The organism is Burkholderia sp. lig30, from assembly GCF_000687455.2.
In the GTDB taxonomy this organism is placed as follows: Bacteria; Pseudomonadota; Gammaproteobacteria; order Burkholderiales; family Burkholderiaceae; genus Burkholderia.
Window position 1 is genome coordinate 1 of sequence record NZ_JGVW01000076.1, and the last position, 23155, is coordinate 23155.

Annotated in this window: 9 protein-coding genes; 8 read left to right on the plus strand and 1 reads right to left on the minus strand. The window is 67.6% G+C overall.

The annotated features are described in order from the left end of the window. Positions 1–450: 450 nt before the first annotated feature. Genes LIG30_RS12420 through LIG30_RS12435 form a run of 4 tightly spaced genes read left to right on the plus strand, consistent with a single transcriptional unit; the run spans position 451 to position 18052 of the window. Positions 451–2703: a tetratricopeptide repeat protein gene (locus LIG30_RS12420; protein WP_038712563.1), complete on the plus strand. Its 2253-nt coding sequence runs from the start codon at positions 451–453 to the stop codon at positions 2701–2703. Then, positions 2700–4949 (plus strand): tetratricopeptide repeat protein, encoded by a 2250-nt coding sequence (locus LIG30_RS12425; protein ID WP_038712565.1) that lies wholly within the window; start codon positions 2700–2702, stop codon positions 4947–4949. Before LIG30_RS12420 ends, LIG30_RS12425 begins: the two co-directional genes overlap by 4 nt. Before the next feature lie 43 nt (positions 4950–4992). Further along, a complete protein-coding gene (locus LIG30_RS26235) occupies positions 4993–5184 on the plus strand; it encodes a hypothetical protein (RefSeq protein WP_038712568.1) in 192 nt (63 codons plus the stop codon). After that, the gene (locus tag LIG30_RS12435; protein ID WP_083494008.1) at positions 5150–18052 is read left to right on the plus strand and encodes a filamentous haemagglutinin family protein; all 12903 of its coding nucleotides are present in this window, start codon (positions 5150–5152) and stop codon (positions 18050–18052) included. Before LIG30_RS26235 ends, LIG30_RS12435 begins: the two co-directional genes overlap by 35 nt. Positions 18053–18272: 220 nt before the next feature. On the opposite strand, the gene LIG30_RS12440 is transcribed toward LIG30_RS12435, so the two are convergent. After that, complete coding sequence (locus LIG30_RS12440; RefSeq protein ID WP_038712571.1) at positions 18273–19580, minus strand: substrate-binding domain-containing protein; 1308 nt, start codon at positions 19578–19580, stop codon at positions 18273–18275. Positions 19581–20332: 752 nt separating this feature from the next. On the opposite strand from LIG30_RS12440, the gene LIG30_RS12445 reads away from it, so the two are divergent. From LIG30_RS12445 to LIG30_RS12460, 4 genes are all read left to right on the plus strand, one after another. Then, positions 20333–21073, plus strand: coding sequence for a secretin and TonB N-terminal domain-containing protein (locus LIG30_RS12445; RefSeq protein ID WP_038712572.1), 741 nt, complete (start codon positions 20333–20335; stop codon positions 21071–21073). 6 nt (positions 21074–21079) lie between these two features. Beyond that, positions 21080–21628 carry an RNA polymerase sigma factor gene (locus LIG30_RS12450; RefSeq protein ID WP_038712574.1) on the plus strand — a complete coding sequence of 183 codons (549 nt, stop codon included), beginning with the start codon at positions 21080–21082 and terminating at the stop codon, positions 21626–21628. Between the two features lie 11 nt (positions 21629–21639). Further along, positions 21640–22635 (plus strand): FecR family protein, encoded by a 996-nt coding sequence (locus LIG30_RS12455; RefSeq protein WP_038712575.1) that lies wholly within the window; start codon positions 21640–21642, stop codon positions 22633–22635. 157 nt (positions 22636–22792) lie between these two features. Further along, complete coding sequence (locus LIG30_RS12460) at positions 22793–23053, plus strand: FecR/PupR family sigma factor regulator (protein ID WP_235510292.1); 261 nt, start codon at positions 22793–22795, stop codon at positions 23051–23053. The last annotated feature ends 102 nt before the right edge of the window (positions 23054–23155 follow it).

Genomic DNA, 23155 nt, shown 5'->3' on the forward strand with positions numbered 1-23155 from the left:
TGGGCGGGCGCGATCGACGCGGTACGGGCCGCGATCGAGCCGATGATGCACGGCGCGGCGGAGTGACCGGATAGCCGTGTCGCACGGGGCGAGGAAGAGCGAGCGCGGGGGCGGGGGCGGGGGCGGATCGCGTCGATCCCTTTGCCGCCAAATGGTTCGTAACATTCGTCATACGGTTGTTACGGCTCGTTCGCTAGTCTGAATGCCGCGACGATGCGCCGGCCCGTGCGGGCTGCGGGTCTGGCGCACGGTATGCGCCGGTGATCAGGAACCGAATCCCGCGCGAGCGCCGCGCCCGCGGGGCCGTGGTCGCCGATGACGTCCACGCCGCCCGCATTGGCTCCGGTGCCGGCACGCCAGTTTCTGGATCCGTCGCGCCGCATCACCGAAACCGATGGCCACCGGCCACGCCATGCAACAGGACATCGTAGCGACAACAGGGGCCAGACGATGAGTTCGAATGGGGAAAGGGCCGGATTCGCGAGCCCTGAAGCCGCGCCGTGTCCGACGGCAATCCACTCGCCCGACGCCGAACAGCTCGCGCGGCTGCTCGGGCGCGCGCGCGTCGCGCATCACGACGGTGCGCTCCAACAGGCGGAGAAGGCCTACGCCGAACTGCTCGAACTCGATCCCGACCATCCGGAGGCGTTGCATCTGCTCGGGGCGCTGCGATTCCAGCAGGGACGGCTCGAGGACGCCGAGCCGTTGATGCGGCGCTCGATCGAACGTCAGCCGGTGCCGCTGTCGCTCGCGAACTATTCTGCGGTGCTCGCGGGGCTGGGCCGCGAACAGGATGCGCTGGCCCGGCTCAACGAGGCCCTTTCGATCAATCCCACGCATCCGCGCGCGCTGTTTCAGCGCGCCGGCCTGCTGGCGCAGCTCGGGCGCCACGACGACGCGTGCGCGAACTACGACGCGTTGCTCCGGCAGGCGCCCGGCTTTGCCGACGGCTACGTGAGGCGCGCTGAATCGCACCGTGCGCTCGCTCGCCTCGACGATGCGCTCGCGGATTGCGATCGCGCGCTGGCACTGGCCGGACGCACGTTCGATGCGCTGCGCGCGCGCGGGCTCGTGTTGCGCGACCTCGGGCGTTACATCGACGCGGTCGACAGCTACGGCCATGCGCTCTCCATCACGCCGGGCAGCGCGGACGTATTGTTCCTGCGCGGCGTCGCGCATCTCGACCTGCACGAGCCCGAACGCGCGCTCGCCGACTTCAACACGGCGATCGCCGCCAGCCCTGCATTCGTCGACGCGCTCTTCAACAGCTCGATCGCGCTTGAACTGCTCGGTCGGCATGACGAGGCGCTCGTGCGCTGCGACCGCGTGCTCGCGATCGATCCGCATCACGTGCGCTCGCTCGCGAATCGCGGCAACGCGGCGAGCCACCTCGGCCGCCATCGCGAGGCGGCGGACAGCTATGCGCGCGCGCTCGACATCGAGCCGGACAATCTCGGCGTGCTGTGCAACCACGCGCACGCGCTGATGCGCATCGAGCGTCACGACGACGCGCTCGACGCATGCGACTGCGCGCTGCTGACCGATCCGCGTTACGTGCCCGCATGGTCGACCCGCGCGCAGGTTCTGCTGGACCTGCACCGCTACGACGACGCGCTCGACGACCTCGAGTACGTGATCGACGCGACGCCGCGCGACAAGCTCGCGCATTTCCATCGCGGTCATGCGCTGCGCGCGCTGCGGCTTCACGAGGAAGCTCGCCAGGCTTATGCCGACGCGATCGACATCGATCCGGACTACGTGCTCGCGCACTGCATGCGCGCGTTCCTGTGCCTGTCGATCGGCGATTTCGAGGCGGGCTGGGCGGAATACGAATGGCGCTGGCGCGACAGCCAGCTCGACAGCAGCCGGCGCGCGTTCGCGCAGCCGCGCTGGACCCGCGACCTGCCGCTCGACGGTCGCACGATCCTGCTGTACGCGGAACAGGGGCTCGGCGACACGCTGCAATTCTGCCGCTACGTGCCGCTCGTGAAGGCGATGGGCGCGCGCGTCGTGTTCGAGGTGCCCGCGGAGCTGAAGACGCTGCTCGCGACGCTCGACGGCGTCGACGTGCTCGTCACGCGCGGCGCGCCGCTGCCCCCGTTCGACCTGCATTGCCCGCTGCTGAGCCTGCCGCTCGAATTTCGCACGGACCTGTCGTCGATTCCGGCCGACGTGCCGTACCTGCGGGCGGACCCGGCACGCGTCGAGCGCTGGCGGCAGCGGCTCGGCGCGCGGCAGCGGCCGCGCATCGGCCTCGTCTGGACCGGCAACCCGCTGCACCTGAACGACCGCAACCGCTCGATGACGTTGACCGATCTGCTGCCGCTGCTCGACGATCGCTACGAGTGGATCAGCCTGCAGAAAGTGGTGCGCGACGACGACCGCGCGGTGCTGGAATTGACCCCGATCCGCTTCGTCGGCGACGCACTCGGCGATTTCGCGGACACCGCGGCGCTGGCCGAGACGATGGACTGCGTGGTGAGCGTGGACACGTCGGTCGCGCACCTCGCGGGCGCGCTCGGCCGGCCGCTCGTCGTGATGCTGCCGCACACGCCGGATTTCCGCTGGCTGCTCGATCGCGACGACAGCCCGTGGTATCCGCGCGCGCGGCTGTTCCGCCAGCCGGAAGGAGGCCAATGGGGGCCGGTCGTCGAGCGGATCCGCGCGGCGCTGCCGGACATCGTCGCGGGAGGTGCGCGATGAGCACGCGTTCGCGGGAGCACGCGCGGCTGGGGCCGATCGACGCGCCGGGCGCGGGTGCCGACGCGTTGCGCGCGGCGCTCGACGGTGCGTTGCGCCAGGCACGCGCGCGGCTCGAACAGCGCGATTTCGCCGGGGCACGGCGCCTGTACGAGGGGGTGTTGACGATGATGCCCGACAACGTCGAGGCGCTGCACCTGCTCGGGCTTGCCCATCTGCGTCTTGGTGAGCCGGCGCGCGCGGAGCCGCTGATCGCGCGCTCGATGCAGCTCGGGCTGAATCAGCCGTGGAACCTCGCGAATCACGCCGCGGCATTGACGGGCGTCGGCCGCCACCGTGAGGCGCTCGCGCTGGCGGAACGCGCGCTCGCGCTGGTGCCCGGTCACGTGGCGTCGCATGCGGCGCGCGGCGATGCGTTGCTCGCGCTCGGCCGGCACGGCGACGCCATCGCCGCGTACGAGCGCGCGCTGACGCAAGAGCCTGCCAATGCGCATGCGTGGAACCGGCGCGGCGAGGCGCTGCGGCTGCTCGGCCGGCCCGCCGACGCGCTGATCAGCGTCGAGCGCGCGCTGGCCATCGATCCGAACGATTCCGCCGCGCACATCGAACGCGGCCACGCGCTGCGCGCGCTCGACCGTCGCGAGGAGGCGCTGCACTGTTTCCAGCTCGCGATGGTCGTGCGCGGCAAGACGCCGGAACTGGTGTACGCGTGCGCGTACGTGCTGACCGAGCTGGGGCGCCCGGCCGACGCGCTCGGCTATCTGGACGAAGCGCTCGAGCGCGTGCCGGACGACATGCAGCTGCTGTTCGCGAGCTGCGTCGCGCTCGACCTGCTGCACGCGCGCGACGAACTGCTGAAGCGCAGCGACCGGCTGCTCGCGCTGAACCGCAATCATGTCGGCGCGTGGGTGGGGCGGGGCAATGCGCTGCTCGGCCTCGAACGCCATGCCGAGTCGGCGCGCGCGTTCGCCCAGGCGCTCGCGCGCGCGCCGGACGACGTCGATGCGCTGCGCAATCGCGCGGCCGCGCTGCGCGGGCTCGGCGAGTACGGCGACGCGCTCGCGCATTACGATCGTGCGCTCGCGACGACAGGGCCGCATGTCGAGGCGTTGTACAACCGCGCGCTGACCTTGCAGCAGCTCGGCCGCTACGACGATGCGTTCCGGAGCCACGCGGCGGCGGCGGACGCGCCGGCCGAGACCGCGCAGGCCCTGTTCACGCGCGCGGTCGCGCGCCAGCAACTGGGCGAGCACGACGCGGCGCTCGTCGATTACATGCGCGCGTGCGAGCGCGATCCGCACCACGGCGCCGCGCGCCGTTCGGAGGCGTTCTGCCGGCTGCTGATGGGCGATCTCGACACCGGCTGGCGGCAGCACGAGGCGCGCTGGGAAGCGGCCGACGTGATGCTGCACCGCCGCCACGGCGATCGGCCGCAATGGCGCGGCGATGCCCCGCTCGCGGGCCGCACGGTGCTGCTGCATGCGGAACAGGGTTATGGCGACGCGCTGCAATTCTGCCGTTATGCGAGCCTCGTCCACGACAAGGGCGCGACGGTGCTGCTGGAAGTGCCGGAGGCGCTCGGCGAGCTGGCCGGTACGCTGCGCGGCGTGAGCCGGGTCCTGACCGAAGGGCAGCCGACGCCGGCGTTCGACCTGCAGTGTTCGCTGATGAGCCTGCCGCATGCGTTTCGCACGACGCTCGACACGGTGCCGGCCGAGGCGCCGTATCTGCGCGTCGACGCGCGACGGCGCGACGTGTGGGCCGCGCGGCTCGACGCGCTCGGGCCGCCTGGCCGTTTGAGAGTCGGCCTCGCGTGGTCCGGCAACCCGCGCCACGCGAACGACGAGAACCGCTCGATCCCGTTTTCGTTGCTCGCGCCGCTGCTCGCGCTCGACGCGACCTTCGTGAGCCTGCAGCCGCAGGTGCGCGCGCGTGATGCGGACGCGTTCGCCGCGAGCGGCGTCGTGTCGTGCGGCGACGCGCTCGCGGATTTCGCCGATACTGCCGCGCTCGTCGACCTGCTGGACCTCGTGATCAGCGTGGACACGTCGGTGGCGCATCTGGCGGGCGCGCTCGCGCGTCCGCTGTGGGTGCTGTTGCCGTGCGTGCCGGACTGGCGCTGGCTGCTCGATCGCGACGACAGTCCGTGGTACCCGACCGCGACGCTGTTCCGGCAGACCCGCCCCGGCGACTGGCCGGCGGTGATCGCGCGCGTCGCCGCGTCGCTGGCGGCGCGCGAACCGGCGTAAGCCGACCATGACAAAAGGTACGGACCTTTCGGATACCGGCGGAATGGTCCGTAACACCCGCCACGCCGCTGCCTTTCGCGCTTCGTATGTTCTCGTGCGTCCAACACTGTTTCGGACGCAACGATACGCGCGACAGCGGATCGACGCCGACCTCGGCGCGATCGCCGCCATGCGCAACTTCATAGGATTCGGGGTGGAGAATGGCAGCACGCGCAACGACGACACGACAATCTGATGCGGCCCGCTCGCGGCCGGTTCTGAAATCGGAGCTGCGCCCGCTATACCGGGCGGTTGCGCTGATGCTGGCGGCCGGCGTGACCGCGCATGCGCACGCGGCGGGCATCATGAACCTTGGGCAGGCGAGCGCGCGCGCATCGGGCGGCGGTGCGGGCGGCTTGGGGGGCTTGCCGAATCTGGGCGTGTCGCCGCAGCAGGCGCTGCAGGCGAGCCAGCCGTCGATCCGCAACCTCGGCCATGCGGCGCAGGCGATTGCCGCGCAGATCGCCGCGCAGCAGAGCGCGGCGGCCGCCGCGGCCGGGATTGCCTCCAGCGTGCCGAACGGGCTTGCCCCGGGCGGGCTGCAGGTGGCGCCGGGCGTGACGTTCGTGAGCGACGGCAACGGGAATCTGGTCAGCCAGAATACCGATCCCACCAATGCGGTGCTGTGGATCAACGCGCACGGGCCGCAGCAGAGCGTTGATTCGAGCGGCCATGTAACCGTCGACATCCAGCAGACCGGACAGAACGCGGTGCTGACGTGGCAGACGATGAACATCGGGCGGCAGACGACGCTGAATTTCGATCAGTCGAAGGGCGCGCAGACGACTGGCGCCAACAACTGGGCGGTGCTGAACCGGATCAACGACCCGAGCGGCCTGCCGAGCCAGATTCTGGGGAACGTGACCGCGCAAGGGGCGGTGTACGTGATCAACCGCAACGGCGTGCTGTTCGGCGCGGGCTCGCAGGTCAACGTGCATTCGCTGGTGGCGTCGTCGCTGAACCTGCTGGACATGAAGAACCAGTCGATGCCGACGTCGGACGGCATCGCCGCGAGCAACCAGCAGTTCCTGAGCCTGCCGGCCGGCACGACCGGCGGTCTCGCGTATCCGGAGTCGGGCAGCTCGACCAGCCTGACAGGCACCACGGGGCGTCCGAACGAAGTGCTGGGCCTCGGCAACCAGACATTGGTCGCGCCTTCGTCCTATCAGTCGCCCGGCGACATCACGATCGAACCGGGCGCGTCGATCACGACGCACACCAACGGCACGGTCAGCGATGGCGGGTTCGTGATGATCGCCGCGCCGAACGTGACGAACGGCGGCAGCATCACGGCGACGGCGGGGCAGGTCGTGCTGGCGGCAGGCGTGGGCGTGAGCCTGCTGCCCAATTCGTCCGCGACGAAGAACCCGCAGGTGCTGCTGCCGCAATTGAGCGGAACGATCATCACGGTAGACCCGCAAACCGGCACGACGATCGACATCACGCCGGCCGGCACGCTGACCAACACCGGCATCGTGCAGGCGGCGCGCGGCAACGTGAACCTGCTGGGCAGCCGTGTCGCGCAGAATGGCGTGGTGGGCGTGACGACCAGCGTGAACATGCCCGGTACGATCACGATCTCGACCGTCGACGAGTATGCGTCGAACAATCCGCTGGGGAACGCGTATCCGGGGCAGCCCAATCTCGTGACGAACTCGACCGCCGTGAGCCGGTCCGGCCTGCTGAGCTTCGGCCCGGACTCGGTGACCACGGTGCTGCCGGACGATAACGGGCAGACGACGCCATCGACGCCGGGTGCGGTGTTTACGCCGGGCAGCATCGCGATGACGGCGGGCTCGGTGTGGTTCCAGGGCGGCTCGCTGATCGAGGCGCCGGGCTCGGGTGTCACGGTGACCGCGCTGACGCCCGCGCAAGCCGGCGCCGTGCCGCCGGGCCAGACCGCAGTGCCCGGCCGGATCTATCTGGACAGCGGCGCGACGATTGACGTATCCGGCCTCGCGAACGTGGAGCTGCCGGTCGCGAACACGCTCGTCACCGTCGCGCGCATCGGCCAGAACGAACTGGCGGATTCGCCGCTGCTGCGCAACAGTTTCCTGTACGGACTCCAGAACGTCGTGTTCGACAGCACGCTGACGGGTACGCGCAGCGACGGCGTGCAATGGGTCGGCAGCCCGATCCTGAACCTGTCGGGCTACGTGAACCTGATTCCGCGCACGGTCGATCAACTGCTGACCAACGGCGGCACGATCACGCTGTCGGGCAACGAGGTGATGACCGCCACGGGTTCGTCGATGAACCTGAACGGCGGCTACGTGCATTACGACGGCGGCTACGTGAACACGACACGGCTCGTCGATGCGAACGGGGCAATCGTGCCGATCGGGCAGGCGAGCCCGTACGATACGTATGTCGGGATCGCCGGGCAGTTCATCGAACGCCATCCGCGCTGGGGCGTGACGAAGTCGTGGTACAACACGCTCGAGACAGGCAGCATGTACGAGAGCGACTATATCGTCGGCGGCAATGCGGGCACCCTCGACATTTATGCGACGAAGGCGCTGGTGCTCGACGGCGACATCAGCGCGCAGGCGTTCGGCGGCGCGAAGCAGATGCAGGGCAACAGCCTGCCGTCGGGCGGCACGTTCAATCTCGGCGTCGATCCGAAGCTGGCCAGCAGCGCGTTGATCGACCTCACGTGGAACGCCAGCAGCGGCGCACCGTCCGGAGTGTCGGGACTCACGATCCTGCAGGACCAGGCGCCGCAGCTCGCCGGCCTGATGCCGGGCTTTTCGATCGACACCCCGCTCGACGCGACCGCGCTGCAAGCCCTCTCCAGCACGGATCCGGGCAACGTGCTGACGACGATGGTGGTGCCGGTCGCGACGCTGAACAGCGGCGGGTTCGCAAACCTGACCGTCACGCAGGACATAACCGGCGGCAAGGGGATCACGGTCGCGCCGGGCACGCAGTTGAGCCTGCAGCCGGGCGGCGCCATCACGCTGAAGAGCGGCGGCGTGTCCGACGTGAACGTCGCGGGGAGCCTGAGCGCACCGTCCGGTTCGATCACGATATTGAGCCATGGCAATGTGATCGTCGGTCCGCAGGCGGTGCTCAGCGCGGCCGGCCAGTGGGTGAACAACGACGTGCAGGCTTCGCCGGGCACGACACCCGGCAACAGCCAGTTCATCAATGGCGGCAGCATCTCGCTGTCGACGGGGCAGTCGTCGGCCCTGTCGAGCGACGGCAGCTACATGGACACGTCCGGCTCGATCGTGCTGCAGCCCGGCAGCGTGCTGGACGTATCGAGCGGCGGCGAGCTGCTGGCGAACGGGCAGATGCTGATGCGCAACGGCGTGCCGGCCGGACGCGGCGGCAACGTGACGTTGCAGACGTACGCGGCATCCGTGTCGAGCCAATTCGGTAACACCGCCAACGGCGGCGCACATCTGCCCGGCACGCAACCGATGGCCGGCACGATCGCGATGGACGGCACGATCCTGAGCGAGGGTTTCTCCGGCGGCGGCACGCTGACGTTGCAGGCGCTCGGCTTCCGGATCGGCGGCGATCCGTCGGCGGCGTCGCCGTGGGACGTGACCCTGCCGGAGAGCTTCTTCTCGCAGCAGGGTTTCGGCAATTACGTGCTGAACGCGTATTACGACACCACCGTGGCGCCGGGCGCGACGATCGCGTTGACGCAACAGAACCGAATCCCGCAGGTGCCGGCGCTGCAGCAGGCCGGTACGGACACGAACCTGTCGGCCACGGGGCTGACGACGAGCGGGCAGCTCGATGCGTATCACCGGCAGCCGACGGGCCTCGTGATGACGGCCGGCGCTGCCGTCGGGTGGGTGAACGAGGTGACGAAGACGGTGCCGTCGTACCCGGGCGTGACCGGCGCGGTCACGCTGTCGGCGGGCGCGTCGATCGTCGCGGATGCCGGCGCCAGCGTTGGCCTCGGTTCGCCGACGCAGGTGACTGTGCTGGGATCGATCGCGGCGCCGGGCGGCTCGATCACGCTGAGCGCGGATTCGGAAGGTACCCATGCGGTGACGGGCCAGTATTCGAATGGCTATTTCAGCATTGACAGCAAGTCGGTGTGGCTGGGCCCGAACGCCGTGCTCGACGTGTCGGGCGTCGCGCTGACGAATCCGCTCGCGGCGCCGGTCAGGATCGGCGCCACGGTCGCCGTGCCGAACACCGGCAAGGTGCTGCCGGGCGGCTCGGTGGTGCTCTCCGACGATTCGGGCTATGTGGTCGCGCAGGCGGGCTCGGTGATCAACGTATCGGGCGCGTCCGCGAACTTCGACCAGCCGCAGTCGAACGGCATCTATGCGTCGCAACCGGTCTGGAGCGATGCGGGCTCGATCACGCTGGCCGCCGCGAACGGCCTGTTCGCGGATGCGACGCTTGCTGCGCAGCCGGGCGCGGCGCAGGCACACGGCGGCACGCTGGCGATCCTGCCGGAGCAGAACAGCGGGGCAGCCGGCGCGACTGCGCTGGTCGTGCGGCAGAGCGGCCTGCTGGTACCGGCCGGCCTCGCGCCCGGCCAGGATTTCTCGACCGCGATCGATCCGACGACGGGGGCGCCGATCGGGCAGCCGACCGGGGTAATCCAGTTCGCCGCCGACCGCCTGAGCGGATCGGGAATCGCGAACCTGGTGCTGGGCAGCAGTGCGCCGTCCACTCACTACCATCTGCCCGTGCCGACAATTGCGTTCGCTGGCAACGTGAACCTGACGCTGCCGGAATCGGTGACGCTGAATAGCGGCCAGATCGCGGCGATCGGGATGGACCAACTCGCGACGGTGCTGTCGACGGCCGCACAGTTTTCAGGCGGCAATCCGTTGACCTCGGGGGCGCTGTACACGCCGCTCTCCCAGCCGCCGCAGAATCCGCTCGGCACGACGGTCACGATCGACGCGCCGTACGTCGCGGTGGCGGGACCGACGCTCACGTCCCAATCGCCGGCGTTCACACAGGTCGCGACGGTCGCGGATGCGACGCTGAACGTCAACGCGTCGTTCATCGACCTGATGAACCAGTTCCAGCTGAACAACTTCGGCCAGGCGAACTTCACCAGCAGCGGCGACATCCGGCTCAGCTCGACGAATCCGTCGCAATCGGTAGCGAACGCGCTCGCCCCCGGCGTGCTCTACACGCCGGGCAACCTGACCTTCATGGCGGCGGACCTGTACCCGGCGACGGGCAGCACGTTCATTGTCGCCGCAGTCGGTCCTGCCGATCCGGTCACGGGCACGCCGGCGCCGACGACGGTCACGTTTGCGTCGAACGGCACGTCGGGCACGCCGCTGTCGGCGGGCGGCACGCTGCTGATCGATGCGACCGACATCGTGCAGGGTGGCGCGGTGCGCGCGCCGTCCGGCACGCTGGTGTTCGGCGTCGGCGACCCGACGAACAGCACGACACAGGCGCTGTTCACCCCCCTGTCTTCGCTGGTGGCGACGGATTCGGTGAGCTTCGCGAACGGCAGCGTGACGTCGGTCTCGAACGGTGGGGCGATCATTCCGTACGGCACGACGATCGACGGCGTCGAATGGCAGTTCAACCAGTTCGGAGGCAATACCGCACCCGACCTGACCGCGCCGCCGGCGAAGACTATCGGCGTGAACGCCGGCAACGTCGCGTTGAACAAGGGCGCGACGATCGACCTGTCGGGTGGCGGCAACCTGCAGGCGGCCGAATGGGTGCCGGGCACGGGCGGCACGCGGGACGTGCTGTCGCAGTACAACGTAAGCTATGCCAATAGCGCGACCGGGGTGGCCGTGCCGGTGACAGTGGGCGCGGGGAACGTGTATGCGATCCTGCCGGGCACGCAGTCGCCGGTGGCGGCATATGACCCGGTGTTCGCGCAGAGCGTGCAGCCGGCCACGAATGCGAACGGCACGGCGACGACTACGACGGCGACGCTCGGCGTTGGCCAGGCCGGCCTGAACGATGCGATCGGCAAGGCGGTGTACCTGTCCGGCGTGCCGGGACTGGTGGCCGGGTATTACACGCTGCTCCCGGGCAAGTATGCGACGCTGCCGGGCGCGTACCGGGTGACGGTGTCGGCCACGACCGGCAACGTCGCGGCGGGCGCGAGCCAGGTGCTGCCGGACGGCACGGTGATGACGGCAGGGTATTTCGCCGATGCGGTGACGGGCGGCCGCAGCGCGACGCCGACGGTGTTCAACGTGCAGTCGGGCGCGGTATGGCAGTCCTATTCGCAATACACGCTGAGCGGCGCGAACAGCTTCTTCACGACGCTGGCAGCCGGCAAGGGCAACGTGACGCCGCCGCTGCCGGTGGACGGCGGCCAACTGGTGCTGGCGGCGACGAAGGCGCTGACGCTCGGGGCGACGCTGAACACGGCCACGGGCACGGGCGGTGCGCCGGCCGAGGTCGACATCGCGTCGCAGGACATCCAGATCACGGGCAATGGCGGCACTGCGCTGCCGGGCTACCTGCAGATCGGCGCAAGCGATCTCGATACGCTGAACGCGGGGAGCCTGCTGATCGGCGGCACGCGCGCGGCGACGGCGATCGGCGTCACGATCACGCCGATCGCGAACAGCGTGGTGGTGTCGAACGACGCGAGCACGTCGCTGACCGGCCCGGAAATTCTGCTGGTGACGAAGACCGACGCGAGCGCCACGGATCCGGGCGCGGCAAACGGCTTGCAGATCGGCGCGGGCGCGTCGGTCACGGCGTCGGGCGCATACCCGGCGGCGAAGGATCTGCCGATCGCGATCGCGGGCGACGGCGCGCTGCTGCGCGTGTCGAATGGCGCGCCGGCGCCGCTCACGCGCACGGGCGGCACGGGCACGGGCCTGCTGACGGTCGGCGCGGGCGCGACGCTCGCGGGCGGCCAGGCACTGACGCTCGACTCGTCGGGTAACCTGAAGGTCGATCCGACCGCCGTGCTGTCGGCGCAGTCGATCATGGCGGACGGCGCCGCGATCACGTTCACGAACGCGAATGGCGCAGCCGCGGCGAGCCTGCCGGGCTTCGTGATCGATCCGGCGGGGCTCGCACAACTGGCGAACGCGCAGCAGGTGACGTTGCGCAGTTACGGCGCGATCGGCTTCGTCGGCGACGTGAACGCGACGTTCGGCAACAGCGTGGACCTGAGCGCGGGCACGTTCACGAGCGACGGCGGCCACGTGACGTTGAACGCGCCGCAGATTGCGTTCACGAACGAGACCGGCGCGCCGAACGGCGCCGCGACGCCCGGCAGCGGCACGCTGTCGGTCAACGCGGGCGAGATCGATTTCGGCACCGGCAGCAAGACGCTGAGCGGCTTCGGCAGCGTGTCGATGAGCGCGAGCGGCGGCGTCGTCGGGCAAGGCACCGGCACGTTCGATTTCGGGGCGCTGCCGGTGACGTTGTCGGCACCGGTCTTCCTTGCCGACACCAGTTCGGCGTCGACCGTGAAGACGACGGGCGTTCTGGCGCTGAATGGCGCGTCGGGCACGGCGCTGATGAAGGTGCCGGTGGGCGGTGCGTGGCGCTTCGTCGGCGGGACGATCGCCGACAACGGCGCGACGATCAGCGCGCCGGCGGGCAACGTGAGCCTGGAGGCGACGAGCGGCAACCTGACGATCGGCAGCGGCTCGACGGTGAGTGCGGCGGGCGTGTCGAAGCAATTCTTCGACGTGACGGAATATGCGCCGGCGGGCGCGATCACGCTGACGGCCGATGCGGGCACGGTCGACGTGCAGCCCGGCGCGACGCTGGACTTCTCGGGCGCGAACGGTGGCGGCGCGGCAGGCAGCCTCACCTTGTCGGCGCCGCAGCAGGTCGTGAACCTGAACGGCGTGATCAAGGGGAATGCGGCGAGCGGCTACGCGGGCGGCTCGCTGTCGCTGAACACGGGCGGCGCGGCGAACCTCGACGCGCTCGCAGCAACGCTCGCGTCGAGCGGCGTGAACCAGTCGATCTCGATCCGTACGAAGGCGGGCAACCTGACACTGTCGGCCGGCAACACGCTGGCGGCGCGGAACGTGTCACTGACCGCGGATGGTGGTGCGGGCAACGCGTCGGATACGGCGAACGGCAACGTGAACGTGTTCGGCACGATCAACGCGTCGGGCGCGGCGGGCGGTGAGATCGACCTGTACGGCCGCAGCGGCGTGGATGTCGAGGGAACGTTGCTCGCGCTCGGGGCCGATCCGACACAGCGCGGCGGCAAGGTGAACATCGGCACGAGCGCGACATTCGACCCGACCGTGGCGAATCCGTACAACGCGACCTACGGGTACGAAAACATCGATCCGTCGCGCTCGGGGCTGATCCGGGTCGGCGCGAACGCGCTGATCGACGTATCGGGTGGCACGGCGGGCGGATTGTCGGGCGGCACGGTGAATTTCCGCGCGCCGCTGCTCGCGGATGGCAGCGTCAATGTCCAGTTGCCGGCTGCGTTCAATAGCGGGAAGGGCATTGCCGGTTCGCGGGCGACGACACTGGAGGCGTATGCGGTCTGGAGCACGACGGATGCGACGACGGGTGCGCAACACTTCGACGGCATCGTGGATCCGGCCGGCTGGTTCGACAGCAGCGGGCATCTGCTGGCCGGCACGTTCACGGCCCAGGGCGCCAATGGCACGACGTTCAGCTTCATGCCCGACGCGAGCGGCGACGGCGGCGGCACGCTGACGAACAACGCGACCGGACAGCAGGCGACGCTGAGCGGCGATGCGGCGGATCTCGCGTCGCTGTATTCCGGCGTCACGTCGATCGGGTTTCCCGGCATGGACAGCACGTACTTCGTGCCGACCAGCCCCAATACCGATCACCAGTCGTATTACGGCGGGCAGATCGTGACGGACAGCAACGGCAAGTCGACGATAACGCCCGGCACGCTGATGGGATTCATCCAGAATGGCCTCGGTGCCAACGGGCCGACGCTTATCGGCCAGATTTCGGACATCGCGAATTTCCGGATGGCATCCGGTATCGAGTTCGTTAATCCGAGCACGGCAATCAACAGCGGCAACATCTCGATCCTGTCGAACTGGAATCTCGGTGCGGGGCTACCGAACAATAGCGGAACGATAGTGCCCGTCTACCGCTACCAGACGACGATTGCGCCGATGCTGACGTTCCGGGCGGCAAACAACTTCGACGCGCAAGCGAGCATCACCGACGGATTCTTCCAGAACGAGGTGGCGACGATCCTTGGGGCGGCGGGGACTGCGACCCCTACTACGACTTACGGGGATGCGTCGTCGTTGTACACGAGCCTGATGTCTCTCGATGATCCGACGTCGATCGCGGTGCAATTTACCGACGGGACGAGCCGATCCCTGACTTCATTCAGCAGCAATCCGGTGGATCCGCTCTATGATCCGAATGTCGCATTGAGTGCCCCGCTCTCGAATCAGACGCATCAATACTATGCTGATTATCTCCAGTATGCGAATTCATGGGGAACGTATTACAGCGACTGGGCTGGTGGCAGGTATGCGTTCCATATTTTGAATTATATCCCATTGCAAACCCCGGCTCCCGTAATTTCCGGGTACTCGTCATATCAAAATTATTTGGCGGCGTATTATACCGGATCCAGTGGCTGGCTAAGCGGTTATTGGAGTCGCACTGTAGACGGCTTGATCTATAACGGCAGAGTTTATAATCTCCCGTTTGGCACGCCGACTCCGCCGATTCTTTCGTCGAATTCCGCAGATTATGGGCAATATATATCGACATATGGAAAATATCTTGATCAAGTATCTACAACATCAACGCCTTCGTTTTCGTGGTATACGCCGAAAGGGGCGTATAGCTTCTTCTTCGCGCCGACAGCCCCATTGACGATTCCTGACACGGGAGTGGTTAATATCGGCAATTTGCCGGGCAATGTGCCGGCGAACGTCGCGACGGCCGACAACCCGTTGCCGATCAGTTACGCGGCGCTGCTGGGTGGCGAGAGCGCGTCGTATCGAATCGTTGCCGGCGCCGACGTTACCAGCGCCAATCCGCTTGCGGTTCAGCCGATTGCGGTATTCAACTCCGGCAGCATGCCGGCCGGCACAGTGGTGCTGAGCCAGCATACCGCGTACGTCGAGGCGAACGGGATGACCCTGCTGCAGCCGACGACGATCCGTACCGGCAAGGGGGCGATCGACATTGCCGCGGGCGACGATTTCACGCTGTCGGATACGACCGCGCCCGGCGTGGTGTATTCGGCTGGCGCGCCCTCCCACAGTGCGCCCGCATTGGGTCTTGCCAACGGGGTCATGAAAGCCGGGACGGGGAAGCCCGACATTCTGGTCACGTCTGCCGTGAATCCGGATTCGGCCGGCGACATCACGATTCACGCGCAGGGTGACATCCAGGGAATCGAATATACGACCGACATCACGGGGACGCTGACCGGCCAGGCGGGCGCCAATACGAGTCAGTTCTGGTGGCAGTGGATGGAAATCACGCCCACCGCGACTTATATCTATAACGGCAGCGTCGCGACGCTCAAGCCGCTCGCCCGCACGTCGATCGACTTCGGCGCGTTTGACCAGGGCATCATGAGCGTCGGGGGCAACGTATCGGTCAGCGCGGGCGGCAATATTTCCGATCTGGCGGTGTCGTTGCCGACTACCTGGTACAAGGACGGAAACGGAAATCCGGTGACTGTGGGCGGCGGAAACCTGACGGTTCGGGCTGGCGGCGACATTCTGAGTGGCGGCTACTTCGTGGCCAGAGGGCAAGGTAATCTGACGGCCGGTGGCGGTATCGGGGCGGATATTACGCTGCAGTCCAGAAACCTGGGGCAGGCGCCCTTCGCGGTGTCGACGGTGCTTGCCGCGCAAGATGGCATATTCAATGTGACCGCGCGACAAGGTGCGAATATCGGCGCGGTGCTTGATCCGTCCTATGCGAGCGCCTTTCAGCAGGCGGGTGGCGTGCCGAACGGGACGATCCAGCCTCTCGACTACTTGCAATACCCGGACGGTCAAGGCTATTCGTTGACTTCCGCAGTGAACGTACTGTCGACGACGGGGGACGTTCAATTCGGCACGCTGGCCGGCATGTTGACGGGCGCCAATGGCGTGCTGCCCGCGAGCGTGAACCTGGTTGCGTTCGACGGCGGCGTCGATGTCGCGTCGGGCGGCACGATGTTTCCGTCGCCGACGGGTCAGTTGAACCTGATCGCGGCACAGTCGGTGAATCTGTCCAATGTCGCAGGCATTCGCACGGGTGCGGCCTTGGACCGCACGTTCGGGCTGTCCGATGCCGATCCTTCGCAGATGCCTTCGCCGACGAATCCGTTGGCGACGGTTCCGGCGCTGACGGACACGACGCTTGCCGCGCATGCAGTCGATGCGCTGCATGCGAATGATACGACGCCGGCGCGGATTTACAGCCTGGATGGCAGCATCGTCAACGGGACTCTGGAGACAAGCGGCGGTAACGCGGGTTTGTACGACAACCTCGTCACGCTGTCGGTCGACAAGCCGGCACTCGTGCAGGCGGGGCAGGACATCGTCGACCTGGCGTTCTGGGGCCAAAACCTGCGCAGCTCGGACGTGACCCGCATCGTGGCCGGCCGGGACATTTACGATACGCCGCTTCTCGGAAACGCCGGCGCAGTGCCGGTGCTGGAGATCGGCGGGCCGGGGTGGGTCGACGTGCAGGCGGGCCGCAACATCGGGCCGCTGACGAGCCAGGCGGAGCTGTACTACAACCACGTGAATACTGGCTCGGTTACGCAGGTCTTTACCGGCATCGATGCGGTCGGGAACGCGAACAACCCGAACCTGCCGCATGCGAGTGCGAACATCAACGTGCTGTTCGGGATTGGCCCTGGTGTCGACCTGCCGGGCTTCATCGCAACGTATATCGCGCCGGGCAGCTCGGTGGCGGGCGTGCCGAGCGCGATGCCGGCGCTGATCGCGTTCATGGAGCAGTACGACGCAGGGTTCGCGGTCAACACGGGGCTGCAGAGCGACCAGCAGGCCGCGCAGAACGCGGTGGGCCAGTTGAGCGCCGACGAAGCGTGGAAGCAGTTCCAGGCGTTGCCGACGCACGTGCAGCAACTGTTCGCCGAGAAGGTGCTGTTCAGTGTGCTGACGCAAGTCGGGGAGAACTTCAACGATCCGGCAAGCCCGTACAAGGGGCAGTACGCGCGGGGCTATCAGGCGCTCAACACGCTGTTCCCCGCCGCGTATGGCTATACCGCGAACAATCTGGGCGGTGGCACGAACGGCGCGAACCAGCTGGTCGGCACGGGCAATCTCGACATTCGCAACTCGACGATCCAGACGCAGCAAGGCGGCGACGTCACCATCCTCGGGCCCGGCGGGCAGGCGCTGGTGGGCAGCGCTTCAGCGCCTCCGCAAATCGTCGATGCCGCGGGCAACGTGATCGTCGGTCCGGGGAAGACGGGTATCCTGACGCTCGAGCAGGGCTACGTGAACATCTTCACGGACCAGAGCGTGTTGCTCGCGCAGAGCCGGATCTTCACCGAGCAGGGCGGCAACATGACGATCTGGAGTTCGAACGGCGACATCAACGCGGGCAAGGGCTCGAAGTCGTCGGCGGATACGCCCGCGCCGCAGTACGTGTGCGATGCGAACCACTATTGCACGGTGGATGCGCACGGCGAGGTGACCGGGGCGGGGATCGCGACGCTGCAGAGCGTGCCGGGCGTGCCGCCGGGCACGATCAACCTGATCGCGCCGCGGGGCACGGTGGATGCGGGCGACGCGGGGATTCGCGCGGGTAACCTGAACGTGGCTGCGCTGCGTGTCGTGAACGCCGACAACATTCAGGTGACGGGCAAGACGACCGGCGTTCCGATGGTGCAGGCGGTGAACACGGGTGCGTTGACGGCCGCAAGCTCGGCAGCTTCGGCGGTTAGCCAGATCGCGCAGGACCTCGCCCGCAACGGCGCAAACGGAACCGCGCCGCGGCGCTGGACCATCTCGGTGCAGGTCGAAGGCTTCGGAGATGCCGACAACGACGGAGCCAGCAAGAATCGCCGCAAGGATCAGGTCGGCTACGATCCGTCGAGTGCGGTATCGGTGCTCGGCTTCGGCCCGGCGGGGCGCAGCCAGCAAACGCAACTCAGCAGCGCGGAACTGGCGCGGCTTGGCAAGCTGTGATGTTGGCCGGCATGTGCCGGCCAATTTGCATCTGATGTGGGGCAGATCGGGCGCCGTGCGCGAATGTGCACGGCGCCCGATTTCCAATGAGCGATACCCGTATTGCCGGGGCCGCTTGCCAGGATCGAAATCCCGCCATGACGAATGAAGCGGACAAAAAAAACCGCACCCCGGTGCGGGGTGCGGCAATAGGGAATGCGTTTGCTGGGTGGCGGATGGATCAGCGACCCGCGTAGCCAGGGGCGCCGCAAACGTTCGAATCGTCGATGTCGAGATTCTTGCCGCTGGTATTGGTCAGGAAGTTCGAGGAGATCGCCGTCTCGAAGCCCGACGGCACGGTGTCGAAACCGTTGCCGTGGACGATCGACGCGAAGCTGGCGTTCGTGTAGTGGCTGTTCAGGAAGTCATGAACGGCCGTGCCCACCGACGAGCTGGCATAGCACTGGCTCACGATGATTTGGCTCGTGCCGGAGATCGGGTAGCCGGACGTCGGGTTGGCCACGTTCGGCACCCATTGCGTCGGGTCCGCGGCGTTGCCGCCGGTCGGCAGGCTGACCGTGCCGAGCGCCGTCGTCGCGTTCGCGTAGGTCGGTGCGTAGTACGCGCTGTTCTTCGCATTGACCAGGCTGGCCAGCGGGAGCTGCAGCGCGCCCGACGACGTCACGACCGTGCTCGACGGCGCGAGGAACGTGTTCGTGTAGTCCGGGCTCAGGTAGGCGATCGCCGCGGTGCCGGCCGACGACAGGCTCGTCAGCGAGTTGCGCACGCCGCCGCTGCCCGACGCGCCGACGAAGTTCGACGGCACGCCGCTCGGGAAGGCCGTCGTGTTCGCGAACGTCAGCGAATCGACGAACGTGACGCCCGTCGCGGTGTTGGCGGTCGTGCAGACGGCGGCCAGATGGCGGGTCAGCAGTTCCGTCGTGCCGCTGCCGTCCGTACGGTAGACGACCTTGATCGGCGCATTCAGCGAGTACGTCGTGCTCGTTTCCGGATTCGTGACCTGGTTCCAGTTCGTGAGCTTGCCCGAGAAGATGCCGCACAGGTCGTTGTCGTTCAGCGCGATGCTGTGTGCCTGACCCGGCGTCGTCTGCGGCGTCGTCGTGCTCGTCACGGCCGGCGCGTTGACGACCGGAACCGTGATCGGCGTGACGATGTACGGGATCTGGATCAGCGGGCCGTTCGTCGCGCCCAGGCCGTTGTTGTAGTTCGTGACCTGCGAGGCGCTCAGCGCCGCATCGCTGTTCGCGAAGTCGACGGTGCCGGTGACGGTGGTGCCGAAGTACGTCGGCTGGTTGTTCAGGAACGCGTTCTGGCCGGCGCCCGAGCCGACCGAGTAGTACGTGAACGAGCCTTCGCTGGTGCCGAACAGGCCGATTTCGGTGGCCGTGTTGCCGATCGCACCGATGGTCGGCGCGACGAGCGACGAGCCGCCGCCTTGAATCACCGGCGACGCCATCGCGATCGATGCGCCCATGCCGGAAATGACGAGAGCCAGGACTTGACAGATCTTGCGCTTGCTGGATTTCATGAGATTTTCCTTGAACGAAGATAAACGGGAAGCCTGTTGCCGCGGCCGACATGCGTTATCGACCGCCGAATAAATGTAGGATGAAATGCGTGCGGCACGTGTGAATTTTTCATAACCAATGGTACGGAACATTTGTGCTCGTGACCTGCTTCCATTTCTTTCAGAAGTAATTCGTGGAATTCGTAAATCTTGCAAAAAAGATCGATATTCCATGAATCAATTCAGGCGTGCCCGCATGGGCGATTCGAACATGCCATTGACGGCGCATGCGCGTGTGACACGATGCCGTGACGATGAAATGCATCGGCGCGTCAGCGTAAGAATTCGTCGGTTTCGGTCACGTCTTCGCGACACTGTGATGGCAAATGCTACGGAACATTTACGCCGCCGAGAATGTTCGCGCTTCAATCGGCACTTTTTGGTCGATATGCATGGCGAGAATTGAAATTCGCGTGGGTCTCTTTTTTTGAGTCAAGGCAATCCCCATGCTTTAATCGCCAAACATCGGAGTTTCGATCAATACAAAATCCGCAAGATCAATCCGCGCATCAAAAATCCGGCACAACATTTTTCACGAGCACGCTCCGGTCCACCATTTACTCCCGCTAGAAAATTTCTCGTCGCTCTATGCAATACCGGCGTCAACTGACTGTCACAGTCCCCGCTCACAATGCGGTGTTCGGTTGCTACGAGGCCGATTCCTGGGCCGGCTGCGCGAATGGCCGTGCCGCACCACACATGACCGGGAATTCATGACACGTTCACGGGCGCCGCGAGGTGCCGTGGCGCTGGCCGTCTGCATGCTGCTCGTCGGGTTGCCGATGCGCGGCGTGCACGCACAGGCGCCCCGCGGCCATCAGCCGGGCGTGCCCGCGCACTTCACTCTGCCCGCGCAGCCGCTCGCGAAGGCGCTGCAGGATTTCGCGCGGATCACCGAATTGATCGTGCTCGCGCCGGCGCCGCTGCTCGAAGGGCGGACAAGCGCTCCCGTGCAGGGCGATTTCCTGCCGCGCGATGCGCTCGAGCGCGTATTGCTCGGCACGGGTTTGAAAGCAGAATTTACGCAGCCGGACGAAGCGATCATCGTCGCCCAGCCGGCAACGGCGGAAGCGTCGGGCAGCGGAACGGACCCGACACCATCGAGCGACGAGTCGCCGATCGACGGTGTCGGCAATTCGGACCAGCGGCTCGCGTATGCGGGGTTGGTGCAGGCGCGTCTGATCGACGCGTTGTGCGCGCAGCCAGCCGCGGTACCGGGCCGCTATCGGCTCGTCGCGCAACTGCGCATCGACGACAGGGGGGCGGTGGTGGCAGTCAACATGGTGGCATCCAGTGGTCTTGCGGTGCGCGACGCGGCGATCCTCCGCGTGCTACGCTCGCTGAAGCTCGACGAGGCGCCGCCGGCCGGGCTGCCGCAGCCGGTCACGATCCTGCTGAGGCCGGTGGGCAACGGTGTGCATTTCCGCTGCCCGCCGGCAGCCGAACGGAACTAGGCGGCCATGTCCGAGACTACCCGCGCCGGCCTGAGGAAGCTGCTCGCGTCGCGCTACGCGTACCTGGTCCGACGGCTCGAACGCGTGACCGGTTCGAAGGACAGCGCGGCCGACGTGCTGCATGAAACCTGGCTGCGCCTCGACAACGCGAACGTGTCGACCCAGGTCGGCAATGCGGACGCGTATCTGCTCGGAATGGCGAGCAACGTCGCGATCGATCAGCATCGCCGCGAACGGCGCCATCTGCACGAGGACGACGCCGACGTGCTGCTCGAACTGCCCGACGAGCTGGCCGATCCGGAGCGGATCGTCGCCGCGCGCCGCAAGGTGGATGCGCTGAAGGAGGTGCTGCGCGGCCTGACGCCGCGACGCCGCGCGATCCTGATCGCCGCGCGCGTCGACGGGTTGCTCAACCGCGAGATCGCCGAGCGTTTCGGCATCTCGCTGCGCCTCGTCGAAAGCGAGCTCAGCGCGGCGATGAAGTATTGCCTGCAACGGATGCAGGAAGAAGGCGATTCGTACCCGGGTTCGCGCGGCGGGCCCCGAAAATTTTGAGCATCCCGACGATGATGAAACCCGAGCCCGATTCCGCCAACGACGCGCACGATACCGCCAGCGCGTGGCTGGTGCGGCTGCGCTCCGGGAACGCGAGCCCGGCCGAGGCCCAGGCGTTCGAGCACTGGTGCGACACGCATCCGCGCACCGCGCACGAGCTGCGCGACACGTGGGGCTCGCTGCGCACCGCCGCGGCGGAGATCGCGCAGGAGGAGCGCGCGCAAGGCGGCGCGTGGACGGGCGTCCCGAAGCGGGAGCGCGCGATGCGCACCGGCCGCCGCGCGTTCGTCGGTTTCGCGGTCGCGGCCGGCGCGTCGTGGCTCGCGTTGCGCCCTCCGCTCGGCCTGTGGCCGTCGCTTGGCGAGTTCGCCGACGATTACCGGACGGGCACCGGCGAGCAGCGGCAGGTCGCGCTCGAATCGAACGTGACCATCGAGATGAACACCCAGACGCGGCTCGACCTGCTGTCGTCGTCGGCCGGGCGCGGCATCCGGCTGGTTGCCGGCGAGGCGGAGATCGACGCCGCGCCGCGCGCGTCGGACGGCGAGGGCGGCATCCGGCCCGTCACGGTCGTGGCCGGCAGCGGCCGGCTGCGCGCGCGGGTCGCGCGCTTCAACGTGCGGCGCACCGACGGACAGGTGTGCGTCACCTGCCTGTCAGGCACGGTCGCGCTCGACCATCCGCGCGGGCGCCGCCTGCTCGATGCCAACCAGCAGGTAACCTACGACGAGCATGGCGTACAGACGGTGGCGCCGGCCGATCCTGCGGCCGTCAGTGCGTGGCGGCGCGGGATGCTGGTATTCAACGACATGCCGCTGTCGAGCGTCGTCGACGAGATCAACCGCTACCGGCGCGGCCGCGTGATCCTGCGCAGTGCGTCGCTCGGCGAGAACCGGATCCAGGCGCAATTCCCGCTCAACCGCCTCGACGACGCGATCGACATGGTCGGCCACCTGTACGGCGCGCACGTGACGCGTCTGCCCGGCAACATCGTGTTGCTGAGCTGATCCGTGCCGGCCCGGTTCGACCCGGGTCCGGCCTCGCCTGCCCGCGCGTGCCCGCGCGGCATTCCCGGCACATCTGCGGGTTTGGCCCGCTCGACCCGACATTATCCGTGGGGGCCGGCGCACGCCCGGCCGCGTGCCGTGCGCGCGGACCGGATGCGTGGAACTTCAGGCAATGGGCGTGGAGATGACCAGGTCGCAACCGGATCACTTGCCGGCGGCCGACGAGGCCGTGCGCGACGGCGCCGTTCGCTGGCTGCTGTGGCTGCGGGCCGGCGACGCGAGCGCGGCCGAGTTCGACGCGTTCGAGCGCTGGTGCGCGCAGAGCAGGCGGCACGCAGACGCCGTCTACGACGTGATGTGGCTGTGGGCCCTGCTCGGGATGCTCGGCACGCAGGATGGCGGGCCGATCGTGCACTGACGTGGTGCGTGCCCGTCCGCCGGGCTGGCCGCCACAACAAAGTCTGCGGGTTATCCGTGGGCGTTCCGACCTAGTAGATGAGGGCCGTGCAACGGGCCTGTG